This is a genomic window from Brooklawnia sp. (genome assembly GCF_032229645.1).
GTDB lineage: Bacteria > Actinomycetota > Actinomycetes > Propionibacteriales > Propionibacteriaceae > Brooklawnia.
This window is the reverse complement of the sequence record NZ_JAVTWX010000088.1, coordinates 32,645-47,874: the sequence shown is the minus strand read 5'-3', so window position 1 is coordinate 47,874 and position 15,230 is coordinate 32,645. Positions and strand designations below refer to the sequence as shown.

The 15,230-nt window shown below is 64.6% G+C and carries 16 protein-coding genes and 1 pseudogene; 14 read left to right on the top strand and 3 right to left on the bottom strand.

Annotated elements, in window-relative coordinates; genetic code table 11:
* The 3 genes from AAFP05_RS06745 to AAFP05_RS06735 all read right to left on the bottom strand — a co-directional run.
* A partial coding sequence (locus AAFP05_RS06745; RefSeq protein WP_341729088.1) for a Gfo/Idh/MocA family oxidoreductase occupies positions 1 to 1,140 on the bottom strand: 1,140 nt, incomplete at its 3' end.
* 10 nt (positions 1,141 to 1,150) lie between these two features.
* Positions 1,151 to 1,978: a TIM barrel protein gene (locus AAFP05_RS06740; protein WP_341729087.1), complete on the bottom strand. Its 828-nt coding sequence runs from the start codon at positions 1,976 to 1,978 to the stop codon at positions 1,151 to 1,153.
* A 6-nt stretch (positions 1,979 to 1,984) separates the two neighbouring features.
* Positions 1,985 to 2,410 (bottom strand): pyridoxamine 5'-phosphate oxidase family protein, encoded by a 426-nt coding sequence (locus AAFP05_RS06735; RefSeq protein ID WP_341729086.1) that lies wholly within the window; start codon positions 2,408 to 2,410, stop codon positions 1,985 to 1,987.
* A gap of 138 nt (positions 2,411 to 2,548) precedes the next feature.
* On the opposite strand from AAFP05_RS06735, the gene rsmD reads away from it, so the two are divergent.
* The 14 genes and pseudogenes from rsmD to AAFP05_RS06665 all read left to right on the top strand — a co-directional run.
* Positions 2,549 to 3,157: a 16S rRNA (guanine(966)-N(2))-methyltransferase RsmD gene (gene rsmD, locus AAFP05_RS06730; RefSeq protein WP_341729085.1), complete on the top strand. Its 609-nt coding sequence runs from the start codon at positions 2,549 to 2,551 to the stop codon at positions 3,155 to 3,157.
* Between the two features lie 20 nt (positions 3,158 to 3,177).
* The gene (coaD, locus tag AAFP05_RS06725; protein WP_341729089.1) at positions 3,178 to 3,651 is read left to right on the top strand and encodes a pantetheine-phosphate adenylyltransferase; all 474 of its coding nucleotides are present in this window, start codon (positions 3,178 to 3,180) and stop codon (positions 3,649 to 3,651) included.
* A 32-nt stretch (positions 3,652 to 3,683) separates the two neighbouring features.
* Positions 3,684 to 4,238 carry a YceD family protein gene (locus AAFP05_RS06720; protein WP_341729084.1) on the top strand — a complete coding sequence of 185 codons (555 nt, stop codon included), beginning with the start codon at positions 3,684 to 3,686 and terminating at the stop codon, positions 4,236 to 4,238.
* A 150-nt stretch (positions 4,239 to 4,388) separates the two neighbouring features.
* The gene (locus AAFP05_RS06715) at positions 4,389 to 4,664 is read left to right on the top strand and encodes a nucleotidyltransferase domain-containing protein (RefSeq protein WP_341729083.1); all 276 of its coding nucleotides are present in this window, start codon (positions 4,389 to 4,391) and stop codon (positions 4,662 to 4,664) included.
* The gene (locus AAFP05_RS06710) at positions 4,661 to 4,996 is read left to right on the top strand and encodes a HepT-like ribonuclease domain-containing protein (protein ID WP_341729082.1); all 336 of its coding nucleotides are present in this window, start codon (positions 4,661 to 4,663) and stop codon (positions 4,994 to 4,996) included. The genes AAFP05_RS06715 and AAFP05_RS06710 overlap by 4 nt, the downstream gene beginning before the upstream one ends.
* Positions 4,997 to 5,521: 525 nt before the next feature.
* The gene (gene rpmF / locus AAFP05_RS06705; protein WP_341729081.1) at positions 5,522 to 5,713 is read left to right on the top strand and encodes a 50S ribosomal protein L32; all 192 of its coding nucleotides are present in this window, start codon (positions 5,522 to 5,524) and stop codon (positions 5,711 to 5,713) included.
* Between the two features lie 8 nt (positions 5,714 to 5,721).
* Entirely contained in the window at positions 5,722 to 6,465 is a 744-nt protein-coding gene (gene rnc / locus AAFP05_RS06700; RefSeq protein ID WP_341729080.1) for a ribonuclease III, read from the top strand.
* Positions 6,458 to 7,324 (top strand): bifunctional DNA-formamidopyrimidine glycosylase/DNA-(apurinic or apyrimidinic site) lyase, encoded by an 867-nt coding sequence (gene mutM, locus AAFP05_RS06695; protein ID WP_341729079.1) that lies wholly within the window; start codon positions 6,458 to 6,460, stop codon positions 7,322 to 7,324. Before rnc ends, mutM begins: the two co-directional genes overlap by 8 nt.
* Before the next feature lie 11 nt (positions 7,325 to 7,335).
* On the top strand, positions 7,336 to 7,935 hold the full coding sequence (locus tag AAFP05_RS06690) for a GtrA family protein (RefSeq protein WP_341729078.1): 600 nt from the start codon (positions 7,336 to 7,338) through the stop codon (positions 7,933 to 7,935).
* A 1-nt stretch (position 7,936) separates the two neighbouring features.
* Positions 7,937 to 11,494, top strand: a complete 3,558-nt coding sequence (gene smc / locus AAFP05_RS06685) for a chromosome segregation protein SMC (protein ID WP_341729077.1) — start codon at positions 7,937 to 7,939, stop codon at positions 11,492 to 11,494.
* Positions 11,495 to 11,619: 125 nt separating this feature from the next.
* Complete coding sequence (locus tag AAFP05_RS06680) at positions 11,620 to 11,994, top strand: hypothetical protein (RefSeq protein ID WP_341729076.1); 375 nt, start codon at positions 11,620 to 11,622, stop codon at positions 11,992 to 11,994.
* A 71-nt stretch (positions 11,995 to 12,065) separates the two neighbouring features.
* The gene (gene ftsY, locus AAFP05_RS06675) at positions 12,066 to 13,277 is read left to right on the top strand and encodes a signal recognition particle-docking protein FtsY (protein WP_341729075.1); all 1,212 of its coding nucleotides are present in this window, start codon (positions 12,066 to 12,068) and stop codon (positions 13,275 to 13,277) included.
* 101 nt (positions 13,278 to 13,378) lie between these two features.
* The gene (ffh, locus tag AAFP05_RS06670; protein ID WP_341729074.1) at positions 13,379 to 14,944 is read left to right on the top strand and encodes a signal recognition particle protein; all 1,566 of its coding nucleotides are present in this window, start codon (positions 13,379 to 13,381) and stop codon (positions 14,942 to 14,944) included.
* Between the two features lie 176 nt (positions 14,945 to 15,120).
* Positions 15,121 to 15,230, top strand: a pseudogene (locus AAFP05_RS06665) (amidohydrolase); the annotation flags it as partial.

Sequence of the window (15,230 nt, the reverse complement as noted above, 5' to 3'; positions counted from 1 at the left end):
GTTCAGCTTCGCCAGGAAGGCATCGTCATCAAATCCGGCTAGGTCGATGTCTTGGCCGGTCCATGCTGACAGTTGCATGGCATTGGCCAAGCGGACGCTGGTGAGGCCTTCGGCCGCAGGAGCGATCAGCGGCGTGCCATCAAGAATGTGCTGGCCGAAGTTGTCGAGGAGCAGAGAATGCTGCTCGCCCCAAGCGCTGGTGTATTCGCGGGTCTCGCTGGTGAAGAAGACCGACCGATCAAAGGCCCCGGACGGCACCAGGGCGGCGTCCTCGTCGCTGATGCCGCGAGCGATCTCGCGCTCGTCGTCGGCGAACCGGTGGATCGTCATCGTCCGACTGTCCTCGACGAGTACCCGGGCCCTGTCAAAGCTCAGCTCCAGTCGGTCGGTACCGACCAGATCATTCGTGCTGGTCACGAAGACCCCGTTCGCGCCACCCGGGAACTCCAGCAGTGCGCTGACCTCGTCCTCGACCGGGATGTCGCGGCGAAAACCGAACTGTAGCCGCGCGAAGCACCGCTGGGGCGCGCCGCATAGCCACTGCCACAGGTCGAGCTGGTGAGGCGCCTGGTTGACCAGGACGCCGCCGCCCTCGCCTCCCCAACTCGCCCGCCACGCGGACGATCTGTAATAGGCATCCGGACGCCACCAGTGGGTCAGCTGCCAGGAGGTGCGCCGCAACGCGCCGAACTCGCCGGAATCGATGAGCGCTTTCAAGTCTGCGAACAGCGGATTCGCGCGCTGATTGAACATCATCGCCAAGGTGGTCTCAGGATGAGCCGCAGCCACGTCCAGCAGCCGGGTTACCTGCTTGCCGTAGATCCCGGCCGGCTTCTCCAAGAGAACGTGGACGCCTCGTTCCAGCGCCTCGCCAGCCAGCCGCGGATGCTCGAAATGCGGAGCCGTGATGACTACGGCGTCGACCTTTCCGGAATCGAGCATCTCGATGTAGTCGGTGAACAGTGGCACCTCCATCTGGGCCGCGAACGCGGTGTGCGCATCCCTGGAGGCGCTGCGGGGATTGGAGCTGCACAGCGCACTCAGCTTCAGCGCGGGCGCGCGCCGGGTCGATACCAATGTCGCATAGAGCCGGCCCTGGGAGCCGACTCCGACGACTCCCAGCCGAACCTGGTCGGTCACGTCATTCTCCTCATGAATAGGGGATTCCGGCCGCATCAAGCAGCCAAGTCAGAGCTTCGTGTGCGCGGATCCAGGCGTCGGTGCCACTGAAGCCGCCGAATGTCTCCTGCCGCGCCAGATGCGGCTCGATGGATAAGAAGCCGTCGTAGCCGTCGTTTCGTAGCGCCGCAAGCAATTCGGGCCACTGCCCGTCGCCGTCGCCCGCCACGCAGATCGTCCCGTCGGACAGCTGAGCGTCCTTGACATGCAGATAGGCGATGGCGTCGCGCAGCAGGGGATAGGCCTGCGAATATGGCCGTATCCTGCCCTGGACGTAATTGGCCGGATCGAGAATCAGGCCGAACGCGCGTTGCGGCAGATTGACCACCAACTCCGCGCACCGCTGCGGCGTCGCGGCCCAGACATCGGCCTCGTTCTCATGCAGATAGCGGATTGCAGCATCGTCCATGATGCTGACCATCATGCCGAGCCGGTCGATCACCTCGTTACGGCACGCATCGGGGTCATCGCGCTCATCCATGAAAAATGAGAAGCCCCGCAAATCTGAGGTCTCCAGATACCAGGCGATATCGGCGGCCCGGCGGGCGCGGTCGAGATGGGCCTCAAAGTCATCAGCCAGTCTGATCTTGCCCAAATCGGTGCCTAGTGCGCTGACGGCAATGCCGCTGTCGTCCAGCATCTGCTTGATGCGATGCACCTGGGGATTACTCAGGTCACAGACCCGGATGCCCCAGGCGCTACGCAACTCGATGAACCGGATGTCTCGTCCGCTCAAGAAGTCGAGTTGAGCGGCGAAGTCGCCGGTCACCTCATCGGCGAAGCCGCTGATGGTCCACAACGCGGATCAGGCGTGCTTTGGCTCGGGTCCAAAGATGAAGTGACGCCCGCTGATGCCGATCGTCGGGCTGACGCGGACGAAGATCGTCTTCACGGTGGGGATCCACGGCAGCAGTGGTGCCTTGCGGGCGCGTGCCAACTCGTCCTCATCACAGATGCGCTCGGCGACGCCCTTGATCATGACACTCCAGCCGCCCTCGTCGGTCCAGCCGTCGACCTCGAAGACCACATTGTTGTTCGTGGCCAGGTGATGCATTTTGCTGCCCTCAGCCGAGCGGAAGATGACCGATTCGCCATCGACGTAGTAGTTGATCGGGAAGATCTCGGGGACATCGTTGGTGCTTACGCCGAGCCGCCCCACCTCCTGCGAAGCGAGGTACCCCCAGCAGGTCTCTTCCGGAATGATGGTCACCGGGCCGTTAGTGTCAGACATGCCTCCATTCAACCGCACGTGCGCCTGCCTGTCACCGAGAATCCCGGGGGAGGTGTTCGCTAGAGGGATAACCGGCACTGCCGACGGCTCGCGAGGTCGCGGACCCGGCTTGCATGGGCATCCCGATAGGCTGATCGGGTGACCCGGATCATCGCTGGCTCGGCCCGCGGCAACCCGTTGAAGGTTCCGCCGGGTGAACGCACGCGCCCAACCACAGACCGGGTGCGGGAGGCGTTCTTCTCTGCGTTGGCCACCTGGGCGGGCGGTATCGGGGGTGCGGCGGACGACCAGCTGGCAGGTATTCGATTGCTCGATCTCTATGCCGGGTCGGGGGCCATCGGTCTGGAGGCCGCCAGCCGTGGAGCTCGCGAGGTCGTACTCGTCGACAGCTATCGTCGCGCAGCCGAGACCATCAAGCGCAATGCCGCGACTGCGAGGCTGACCGGCCGGGTCAGGGTGCAGGTGTCGGACGCGGCGAGTTTTCTGGCCGAGTCTCCTGCCGAGCCGTTCGACGTGATCTGGCTCGATCCGCCCTATGCAGTCTCGAACGACGAGGTCGATGCTGTGCTGTCGCGCCTGGCGACCGGTTGGCTGGCACCCGATGGCCTGGCCGTGGTGGAGCGCTCCAGTCGCGACCCAGGCCCTGAATGGCCCGTCGAACTGGCCGAACAATGGTCGCGGCGCTACGGTGAAACCGAACTGCATTTTGCAAGCCCCTCGACCCCCTCTGCTGAGGAGGACCAATGACCAGCAACCACTGTGATGCGGTGCGGGCGGTATGCCCCGGGTCGTTCGACCCGATCACCAGAGGGCACCTGGACATCATCGTGCGTGCGGCCAGCGTCTTCTCCGAGGTGATCGTCGCGGTGGGACGCAATACCACGAAGAACTACATGTTCGACGTGCACGAGCGGCTCGGGTTGGTGACCGACGCCGTATCCGAGATGGCCAATGTGCGGGTTGCGCTCATCGACGGTCTGCTGGTCGATTTCTGTGCTGCGCAAGGGGCGAAGGTCATCGTCAAGGGTGTTCGTTTCGGCTCCGACTTCGACTATGAACTGCAGATGTCGCAGCTCAACCGTCAGCTTTCGGGCATTGAGACGGCGCTGCTGCCGGCTGGTCGCGAATTCGGGACGATTTCCAGCTCGATGCTGCGTGAGGTGGCTCACAACGGCGCGGATATCAGCGCTTTCGTGACCGATGCCGTGAACCGGGCGGTGCTCGCCAAGGTAGGCCGCTGAACTCGATTCAGGTGGCGCTATAGGCTGGCCGGGTGAACGAGCACCAGACCCTTGATCTGCGGTCCCCGTGGGTCATCAGTATCCACGAACTGGTCCGCCGCCCAGGCGAACTCAAAGAGTTTCGGCGTGAGATTCCTGCTCCGGCGGGCGTGAGCGTGGAGCTGGTAGGTGTCCTTGAAGGCAGCCCCATAGATGTGGACCTGCGGCTGGAGTCGGTGAGCGAGGGTGTGTTGGCCACCGGCACGCTCAGCGCCGAGTTCGTCGGAGAATGCTCGCGTTGCTTGGGCGCGGTTCGCGAAGATCGCGATTTCGACCTTCAGGAGCTCTACTACTACCCGGGACACGATGCCGAAGAAGACGCGCTCTTCGTGGTCGATGAGCACATCGATCTCGATCCTCCGATGCGCGATGCGATCGTCCTCGAGCTGCCGTTCTCGCCGCTGTGCCGTGAGGACTGTCTGGGCCTTTGCCCAGTCTGCGGCTTCAACCTGAACGACGATCCCGATCACGATCACGGCGAGCAGATCGACCCCCGCTGGGCGGGACTGCAGAGCTTCCAGTCGGAGGATGCATCCGAGAAGTCTTGAGCGTCGGCTAGGCGTCGCTCCCGCACACGTCGCGTCAGAAGAACTCCCGTCTTGACCCGGCCTGGATAGATCAACGCCCGCGGCCACTCCACCTATGCTTGGAGCATGACGACGTGCACTCCGACCCGGCGATCAGTCGAGTTGCGTGCGTTGATTGACGAGCATCGCAGTGAAATTGAAGCGGTGCTGTGTGCCAACCGAGTTGCGGGTGTCAGAGTGTTTGGCTCGGTTGCCCGTGGGGACGCTGATGAGAACAGTGATATCGATTTGCTGTTTGCCCGCCCAAATGGCATGGGGCTGATGGCGATGAGCAGGCTCGAACGTGAGCTCTCCGAGATCTTGGGTGTCGGTGTCGACCTGGTGCCTGAGACAGCACTGCTTGAGACGGTGCGTCCGAGCGTCTATGCAGATGCGAGGCCGCTATGAGCGGCCGAACAGACTCCGAACGCATCTCGGTTGCGTTGGAACACCTTGATGCGCTGCACCGGCATCTGTCGCGAGGCGATTTGAGTGATGAGGTCATCGCGGACGCGGTGAGTATGAGGCTGTCGGCTGCCATCACTGCAGTGCACGATGGCGACCCAGCGTTGGGGCAGCGATTGTTCCGGAGTGAGTGGACGGACATCTGGGGCATGCGCAACCGGCTCTCCCACGGATACGTGACGACCGATCCAGCGATCTTGGTAGACACCATCGCGTACGATCTGCCTGCTTTCGAAAAGGCGCTAAGAGGCGAACTTGCCAGGTTGCAGGGGTAGTCGCTGGCGGCAGCCCCGGGCGTGGCCTCCGAAGCCCGGTACAGGGTTGCTTGATACGTATTGATTGTCGGACCGAACCGGGCTCACAGCGTTCAGCTATAGAGGTCTTGGCAGAGTCGCTTGTTTGCGGCCCCGCGCCTAAAACCGCTCGGAACTACGCGTCATCGCCCCCGGCCGGATGATTCATAGTCTGATTGAGCCCTCCCGTGAGAAAAGTGTGACCCTCGGATCTGATCGGGGCATTCGGGGTCGGCTGATGCGGGTCGGCCGCTCACCATGAATAGATGGTGGACGCTGCGCCTGTGGGGCAGGTCAATCGGCGAAACTTGGCGGAGCTGGTGGAGCTTCGCGACGTGTGCGCTGGCGCGAGCGTCGAACCGGTTGATCGACCAACCGTTCGTTTTGCGAATGCCTTGGCCCACGGGGTAAAGTGTGCAGGCGTGCGTCCTCACGGATGGCACCAAGACTTCGCCCACGATGGGCAGCCTCCGGCAGCGGAGGCACAACGATTGAAGGAGAAATACCGTGGCTGTTCCGAAGCGGAAGATGTCCCGCAGCAACACGCGGTCTCGTCGGTCCCAGTGGAAAGCGGCTGCGGTGCAGACCGTGACCTGCGCGAACCCGGCGTGCCGTGCGCAGCACCTGCCGCACACCGCCTGCCCGTCGTGCGGCCAGTACGGCCCGCGTGGCGAGCGCCGTCAGGTCCTTGAGGGCTGACCTGCGCAGTGCGCGCCGATAGAGGCGGCAGCGCCGCGTCGCTGTCATTCTTGTCGCTGATCGAGGAGCTTGGTGTCCGATTGGACGCCGGTCTCCTCGATCTTGCGTTGACTCACCGCTCATATGCCTATGAGCACGGTCAGATCCCGAACAACGAGCGCCTGGAGTTCCTCGGTGATTCGGTGCTCGGGGTCATCGTGACGCAATACCTTTACTGCAGCTTCCCCGACTACGCCGAGGGCCAACTGGCGAAGCTACGTGCCAGCGTGGTCAGCGCGGTCAGCCTCGCCGAGGTTGCCCGCGAGTTGAAAATCGGCCCGATGATCAAGCTCGGCAAGGGTGAGCTCAGCACAGGTGGGGCAAACAAGGGTTCGATCCTGGCTGACACCACCGAAGCCCTGATCGGGGCGGTCTTCCTTTCCGGCGGACGCGAGGCGGCCGAGACGCTCGTCCATCACATCTTCGATCCGCTGGTCGATCACGCCGCCACCCTCGGCGCAGGTCTTGACTGGAAGACTTCGCTGCAAGAGACGGCAGCCGCGATCGGGCTCGGACCGACGGTCTTCGACATCGAAGAGTCCGGCCCCGACCACGACAAGCGATTTGTTGCCTGGGCTGTCTTCGGTGGCCGCAGGTTCGGGCCTGGAAAGGGCCGCAACAAGAAGCACGCGGAGCAGGAGGCCGCCGCCGTCGCCTATCAGGTGTTGGCAGCCGAGCAGATCGCCGGTCAACCCGCAGGCGGCGATGCCTGAGCTGCCCGAAGTCGAAGTGGTTCGCGCCGGACTCGCTTCGACGATCACCGGCCGCACGATATCCGCGGTGCAGGTTCTGCACCCCAGACCGGTTCGCTACCACCCGCTTGGCCCGGACGCCTTCGCGTCCGACCTCGCCGGTCGCCGCGTCGGCACTCCCAAGCGCCGCGGCAAGTACCTCTGGCTGCCCCTGGACGGTGTGGATGCCCTGCTGGTCCATCTCGGTATGAGCGGCCAGTTTCGTATCGATGATCCGGATGCTGCGCTGTTGCCCAACACCAGGGTGCTCGTCGACTTCGCCGATGGCGGTTGCCAGCTGCGATTCATCGATCAGCGGATGTTCGGCGGTCTGCAACTGGCGCCGGGTGGCGCTGAGCTTCCGCAGCAGATCGCGCACATCGCGCGTGACCCTTTCGACGAGGCCTTCGATCCGCGCAAGGTCGCCAGAACGATGAGATCGCGCCGCAGCACCGTCAAACGAGCACTGCTCGATCAGTCGCTGGTCAGCGGCATCGGCAATATCTACGCGGACGAGTCGCTGTGGCGCGCCCGGCTGCACTTCGATCGTCCGACCGGGGGGCTCAGCCAGGCCAAGGCCGTCGAACTGCTGGATTCTGCGAGAACGGTCATGGCCGAGGCCCTCGATCAGGGCGGTACCAGTTTCGACGCTCTCTATGTTCACGTGAACGGAAACTCGGGCTATTTCGGACGCAGCCTGCATGTCTACGGACAGGCCGGCCGGCCTTGCGATCGATGCGGAGCGATCATCGTCCGCGAACCCTTCATGAACCGGTCCAGCTATCGTTGCCCGCGCTGTCAGAGGCGACCATCGATACCGGCCGATCAACACGCACGATAGGTTGTCTGCTTATGAGCGAAGAACCCCGACCCGCCAGGGGACGCCTGCTGGCCGTACTGGTCCAATTCATCAAGTTCGGCCTGGTCGGCGGCTCCGGTGTGCTGGTGAACCTGATCGTCACCTACATCATGACTCAGGTGAATGGTGGGGTCGGCAACGACAACAACATCATCTTCCAGCTACCTGGACGCTTCGCGTTCCGATTCACCATCCTGGTGTGGATCGTTGCCTTCCTGATCGCCAACTTCTGGAACTTCCAGCTCAACCGCTCGTGGACATTCAAACGCGCCAAGACACGGGGCTGGTGGGCCGAATTCTGGCCGTTCTTCTTTGTCGGCGCGATCGCCGCTTTGATCGGCGCGCTCATCAAAGTTGCGCTGACGAATCCCACTTCGCCGGTCTATCTGCCCAGCCCGATGTTCAACGATCATGAGGGCCTGCGTGCTCGCGCCTACTGGGCGCAGTTGATCACCATCGTGCTCACCATGCCTGTGAACTACCTGGTCAACAAGGTCTGGACCTTCCGGGCGGTGAAAGACACCAGGACCAAATCCGGTGTGCAGGTGGCGCCATCGGCACCCGTGGAGCCCTCGGGATCCGAGGTCGTGTGAGGTGTACCTCAAGAGCCTGACTCTGAAGGGATTCAAGTCGTTCGCCTCGGCGACGACTCTCAACTTCGAGCCCGGCATCACCGCCATCGTCGGCCCCAATGGATCGGGCAAGTCGAACGTGGTGGACGCCCTGGCCTGGGTCATGGGTGAGCAGGGCGCCAAGTCTCTGCGGGGCGCCAAGATGGAAGACGTCATCTTCGCCGGCACCTCCGGGCGCGCGCCGCTGGGCCGCGCTGAGGTCTCGCTGACGATCGACAATACCGACGGTCTGCTGCCGATCGAGTACACCGAGGTCACCATCAGCCGCACACTGTTTCGCAGTGGTGGCTCCGAATACGCCATCAACGGCCAAGCCGTGCGGTTGTTGGATGTTCAGGAGCTGCTCAGCGATACCGGTATGGGGCGCGAGATGCATGTCATCGTCGGGCAAGGCCAACTCGACCAGATTCTGCAGGCCACCCCGGAGGCCAGACGCGGCTTCATCGAAGAGGCGGCCGGGGTGCTGAAGCACCGCCGCCGCAAGGACAAGGCCGTCCGTAAACTCGAATCGACCCAGGCCAACCTGGCCAGGCTCACCGATCTGATCGCCGAGATCCGGCGCCAACTCAAGCCTCTGGGACGCCAGGCCGCCGTTGCCCGCAAGGCCGCCACCGTGCAGGCAGAGCTCCGGGATGCCAAGGCCCGGCTGCTCGCGGACGATCTCACTCAGGCGCGACTCGCCCTGGCATCCGACCATGCTGCCGAACTCGAATTGCGGACCCGTAAACAGGGCGCCGAGGCCGAACTCGCCGCTGCCCGGGAGGCCGAACAGGCCGCCGAGCGGACCCTGGACGAGCTGAAACCCACACTCGCCGGCGCGCAGGAGGACTGGTATGCGCTGGCTGCACTGGCCGAGCGGGTTACCAGCACCCAGCAGGTCGCCGCAGAACGGATGCGGCACGCCGACGCTCAACCTGCCGGTACCTCCGGTCGCGATCCCGAGGCGCTCGAATCGGAGGCCGCCAAGATTCGCGAAGAGGAAGCCGTGCTCGCGGAGCAGGTGGCGCACGCCGAGCAGGCGCTGGTAGGCGCCGCCGCCCGACGCAAGGAGGCCGAGGAGGCGGAGACATCAGCGGCCCGCAGCTATACAGCCCAACTGCGCGCCGTGGCCGATCGCAGGGAGGGATTGGCAAGGCTCACCGGTCAAGCGAGTTCCCTGCAGTCGCGCCTTCAGGCGTCCGGCGAAGAAGAAGCCAGGCTTCGGGCTCGACTCGCCGAGGCGCTCGCGCGAGCGGAGGACGCCGAACGCCAGTACAAGTTGCTTGAGATGCGGTTGGGCGGAGTGGGCGACGGCGAACTTGACCTCGACGAACGCTTTGAATCGGCGCTGGCTGCCCAAACGGTGATCGCCGATGAGATCTGGGGATTGCGTGAGCGCGACCAGGACGCCGAGAGACGATGTGCCACGCTGGCGGCCAGGATCGACGCGCTCAAGATGGGCCTGCAGCGCCGCGATGCATCCGGTGCGCTGCTCGCGGGAGCGCCGACCGATGGTCTGCTCGGATCGCTTGCGGGCATGGTCAGCGTCGAAGCGGCCTGGCAGTCGGCGATCGCGGCCGCGCTGGGGGCGGCCACCGAAGCAGTGGTGGTGGCTGACCTGGCCACCGCGCTTGAGGCGTTCGAACGGCTGAAGGACGAAGATCTCGGACGAGCCGGCATGCTTGTGTCCGGCTCCGACGAAACTGGCACCGGACAATGGCCGGAGCTGCCGTCCGGGGCGTCGTGGGGGATCGATGCCATCCACGCGGATCCGCGGATCTTTCCCGGGCTACGCCGGTTGCTCGATAAGGTCGCGTTGGTCGACGACCTGCAGACGGCCCAGCGGCTGGTGGCTCAGCTGCCGCAGGTGCAGGCGGTGACCGCTGATGGCGATCTGGTCTCGTCCTGGTTCGCCAGCGGTGGCTCCAGCGCGCAGCCCTCGGTGATCGAGGTGCAGGCGAGCATCGACGAGGCGCAGGCCCTGCTTGACCAGGCCCGCCACGAGACCGAGCAGATCCGCTTCGAGCTGGCAGCAGCCGACCAGCGCCTGAGACAAGCCGAGCGGCAGACCGCTGTCGCGTCCGAGCGGCTGAACGAATCGGACGCCCAGATGTCAGCGCTGACCGAACAGCTGAGCACCCTGGGGCAGAACGGACGCGCTGCCCGCGCAGAGGCCGCCAGACTGCGCGCGGCCATCGAACAGGCCGGACGCAACCAGGCCGGCAACCGCGAGAAGCTCGCCGAACTTGAGGAGCGACTGGTCGCAGCCGGCTCCGAGACCGAACTGGCCGAGCCGGACGCTGCCGCGCGCGACCGGTTGGCGATCGTCGCCCGAGAGGCCCGCGAAGCGGAGATGGACGCGAGATTGGCGTTGCGCACCGCCGAAGAACGCGGCCGGTCGCTGGCCGGGCGCGCGGACTCCCTGCAACGTGCCGCACACGGCGAACGCCTGGAGAGGCAGAAAGCCCAGGCCAGAGCGGACCAACTGCGCCGAGAGGCGGCGGCCGCAACCGCCGTCTTCCGTGCTGCGCAATGGCTGGCGGCTCGTGCCGAGGACGCCAAGGCTGCGGCCAGCGCAGCACGGCAGGCAGCTGAGCAGACCCGCCAGCAGGCCGAGGCGGCGCTCGGCCATCACCGTGCCGATGTCCGGGCGAAAGCAGCTCGGCTTGAGACGCTGGTCGAAGGCGAGCATCGCGATCAGATGGCCCGCATCGAGCTCACCATGCAAGTCGAACGCCTCGCCGAGCGCGCCCTGACCGAGCTCGGTCTCGAACCGGATGTGCTCGTCGACGAATACGGTCCTGACCGGCTGATCCCGGTGCTGGTCAACCCCGACGGCGGCGCCGTCGATCCCGATGACGGCGAGGCCCCCGAGCCGGTGCCCTACGTGAGGGCCAAGCAGGAAGCCCGGCTGCGGGCCGCACAACGCAATCTGGATGCGCTGGGCAAGGTCAACCCGCTGGCGCTCGAAGAGTTCGATGCGATGAATGAACGGCATCAATTCCTCGCCGAACAGCTCGACGACCTCAAGCGGACCCGCAAAGACCTGCTCGGCATCATCGATCAGGTCGACAAACGCGTCCAAGAGGTATTCGCCGCAGCCTATGAGGATGTCGCCACGACCTTCTCCGCGGTCTTCGGCAGGCTCTTCCCGGGAGGCGAGGGGCGGCTGGTGCTCACCGACCCATCCGACATGCTGACGACGGGTATCGAGGTTGAGGCCCGGCCTGCCGGTAAGAAGGTGCGGCGGCTGTCACTGCTGTCGGGCGGCGAGCGTTCGCTGGTGGCGGTCGGATTCTTGATCAGCCTGTTCATCGCGCGCCCGAGCCCCTTTTACATTCTCGACGAGGTCGAGGCCGCATTGGACGACATCAATCTCGGCCGGCTGCTGGCCATCTATGAGGAACTCAGGGAGAACTCGCAACTGCTGGTGATCACCCACCACAAACGCACCATGGAGATCGCGGACGCGCTCTACGGCGTGACGATGCGCGGTGACGGGGTCTCCACGGTGATCTCGCAACGCCTCAGCGACCGTTGACACCGCACAGTTCCTGTGAGATCGGACCGAACAACTCCTTCCTGCGGCGTGGCGCCTGCGCTTTTCCGCGCCGACTGGCCGAGACTGAGAACGGACCTTCCTCTTCCCAGTTCCGGAGGCTCAGAATGGCAGTTTTCTTCGTTGCGGCGCTTCTTGTCGTCGTCTTCGGCCTGGCCGTCCTCTTGCTGGTGGCCGCCGAGGCCGCAGGACGAGCCGGGGGAGACCAGACTCAGTTGGCTGCCAGACTGCGCAGGGCCGTGCGTCATCTCAACGGCGAGGCCGATCCACCGGCAGCGATCGCGGAAACGCTGATCGTCAAAGACACTCCCGAAGTCGCGCCCGGACCAGAGAAAGCGGCAGTGACCGCCGAAGCGGTGCAGAATGCGGCCGATGAGGCGAAGGCGGATTGGGACACAGGCGTGGCCGAGCGCGTCCCTGGAAATAGCGATGTCGATGACACCGATGACGCTCGGCAGGACGGTGAGCACCTCGCTGCCTGATCAGCAGGCAGCGCCGTCGTCCGATTGGTGGCACTCGATAGGGCTGTGGGCCCACCCGGTAGTCTGACGGCGTGGAATGGATTCCTTGGACAGTCATTATCGGCCTTCTTCTGGTGGTCGGGGTCGCCTATTTGTCGATCGTTGTGTACACCAGGCGCGCACGCGCGCGCGGTGAGCTTCCGCCGAAGGGTGCTCCGGCCGTCGAGGAGGCCGTGTCTGGTGAGCTGGTCGAGACGGCTCCGCCGGTCGAGGTCGAAGCGGTCGACGCCGAGGTCGTCACTCCCCAGACCGCTGCACCGCTCGAAGAGACCGCCCTGGTTGAGCCGGTCGAACCCGCCGTCTCCGAGATCGAGCAGCCGGAAAAGGCCGCCTCCAGGCTTGCCAGGCTCCGCCGCAAGCTGGCCAGCAGCAACAATGCGCTGGCCCGCGCGTTGGCCGATCTGCTTTCCAGCGGTCGCCTAGACGACGAGACCTGGGACGATTTCGAAACCACGCTGATCACCTCTGACCTGGGTGTCGGTCCTACCGGCGAGTTGGTTGCCGCGCTTCGTCAGCAGTTGCGCATCGACGGAGTTTCCGATCCGGTCGAGGCCAAGGCGTTGCTGCGGTCCGAATTGATCAAACTGGTCAATCCAGATCTGGACCGCAGTCTCGATCTCGAACACGCCGATGGTCAACCCGCCGTCGTGCTCGTGGTCGGCGTCAATGGCACAGGAAAGACCACGACGGTCGGCAAACTTGGACGCATGCTGGTGGCCGAGGACAAGACGGTGCTCTTCGGCGCCGCAGATACCTTCCGCGCCGCTGCCGCCGAGCAACTCACCACCTGGGGTGAGCGCGTCGGCGTGGAGACCGTGCGTTCCGATGAGGGAGCCGATCCCGCGTCGGTGGCCTTCAACGCCGTGGAGGAGGGCATCAAGCAGGGCGTCGACGTGGTGCTCGTCGATACGGCCGGACGCCTGCACACCAAGGTCGGCCTGATGGACGAACTCGGCAAGGTCAAGCGCGTCATCGAGAAGAAGGCCCCGGTCAACGAGGTACTGCTGGTTCTGGACGCCACCACCGGCCAAAACGGCCTGACCCAGGCCCGTATCTTCGCCGAGGTCGTCAATGTGACCGGCATCGTGTTGACCAAGCTCGACGGGTCCGCCAAGGGTGGCATCGTCGTCCAGGTGCAGCGCGAACTCGGCGTCCCGGTGAAGTTCATCGGGCTGGGCGAGGGTGCCGACGATCTAGCTCCCTTCGACGCCCAACAGTTCGTCGACGGCCTGCTGGGTAACTGACCAGCAGATACGCGATCCCGTCCCGTTTGACGTGGGGCGGGCGGCCAGGGCTGTAGACGGTATCCTTGGTCATTGATATCCGCCACTTTGCGAGGACGACCGTGTTCGACACCCTTCAAGATCGCCTTGCCGCGACCTTCAAGTCACTTCGTAGCAAGGGTCGGCTCACCGATGCCGACATCGACGCCACCGCCCGAGAAATCCGCATTGCGCTACTGGAAGCCGATGTCAATCTTGCGGTTGTCAAGGAGTTCGTCGCGCGCGTCAAGGATCGCGCCAAGGGCGCGGAATTGTCGCGGGCGCTCAATCCGAGCCAGCAGATCGTCAAGATCGTCAACGAGGAACTGGTTTCGATCCTGGGCGGTGAGACCCGGCTGCTGCGTTATGCGAAACAGCCCCCGACGATCATCATGCTCGCCGGCCTGCAGGGTGCAGGCAAGACCACGCTGGCCGGCAAACTGGGCGCCTGGCTCAAGGAACAGGGCCATTCGCCGTTGCTCGTCGCGGCCGACCTGCAGCGTCCGCAGGCGGTCGAGCAATTGAGGGTGATGGCCGAACGGGCCAAGACCGGCATCTATGCGCCGCAACCAGGCAATGGTGTCGGCGACCCGATCCAGGTCGCCAAAGACTCTATCGACTACGCCAAACACCATCTCTTCGACGTGGTGATCATTGACACCGCCGGCCGGCTGGGTGTCGACACGGAGATGATGCGCCAGGCGCAGCTGATCAAGGCGCTGACCCATCCAGACGAGACCCTCTTCGTGGTGGACGCCATGATCGGCCAGGATGCGGTGAACACCGCGTTGGCCTTCGAAGAAGGCGTCGGCATCGACGGTGTCGTGCTGACCAAGCTTGATGGCGACGCCCGCGGCGGCGCGGCACTGTCGATCGCACGCGTGATCGGCAAGCCGATCATGTACGCCTCCAACGGTGAGAAGCTGACCGATTTCGATATCTTCCATCCCGACCGGATGGCCAGTCGCATCCTCGGTATGGGCGACATGCTCACCCTGATCGAGCAGGCCGAGAAGGCCTTCGACGCCGAGGAATCCGCGAAGGCAGCCGAGAAGCTGATGGGCGGGGCAGGCCAATTCGGTCTGGACGACTTCCTCGCGCAGATGCAGCAGATTCGCAAGATGGGACCGCTGTCGAAGGTCTTCGGGATGTTGCCCGGCGCCTCCCAAATGAAGGCGATCTCCGAGATCGACGAGAAGCAGGTCGACCGGGTGGAGGCGATCATCCATTCGATGACGCCGGCCGAACGCGCTGATGTCGGCATCCTCAATGGTTCCAGGCGCTCGCGCATCGCTCGAGGCTCGGGCGTCGAGGTTCGCGATGTCAACGAGCTGGTGAACCGATTCGTCGAGGCCCGCAAGATGATGCAGTCGATGGGCCAGATGATGCCGGGCATGCCGGGGATGGCCGGTGGACGGCGTCAGCAACCCAAGCAGCAGGCCAAGAAGGGCAAGGGAGGCAAGAAGGTGTCGGGCAATCCCGCAAAGCGGGCGGCGGCCGAGAAGGCCAAGGCCAACCCGGTGTTGGCGGCGGAGCGGCCGCCGGCCGAGATGCCGACTGCTGCCGAGACGCAGGCTGCGATGAAGGACTTCACGCTGCCGCCGGACCTGCAACAGATGCTCAATCAGCAGAACAAGGGGCCGCGGTAGGCGTTCGTCGTCCACCAGCGGTGGTCAGGTTCGATTCGCGGTTGGGGATCAGCGGTGGTGCCTGCCGGCGCTCGCCCCACCGATAGGCTCGCTTCCCGGCAACCACCACCGCTTCTGCTCTGGCCCAGAGATTCGCTTGTAGGTGCTCGCCGCCGGGTTTGATAGGAGATTGCGCAATGACGAGTTGGCATCTGAATGGCGTGGTCCTGCCCGGCACCGAGCCGGTGGATCTGTGGATTCGCGATGGCGTGATCAGCGCCGAGCCGGTTGCTGATGCCCGATCGCT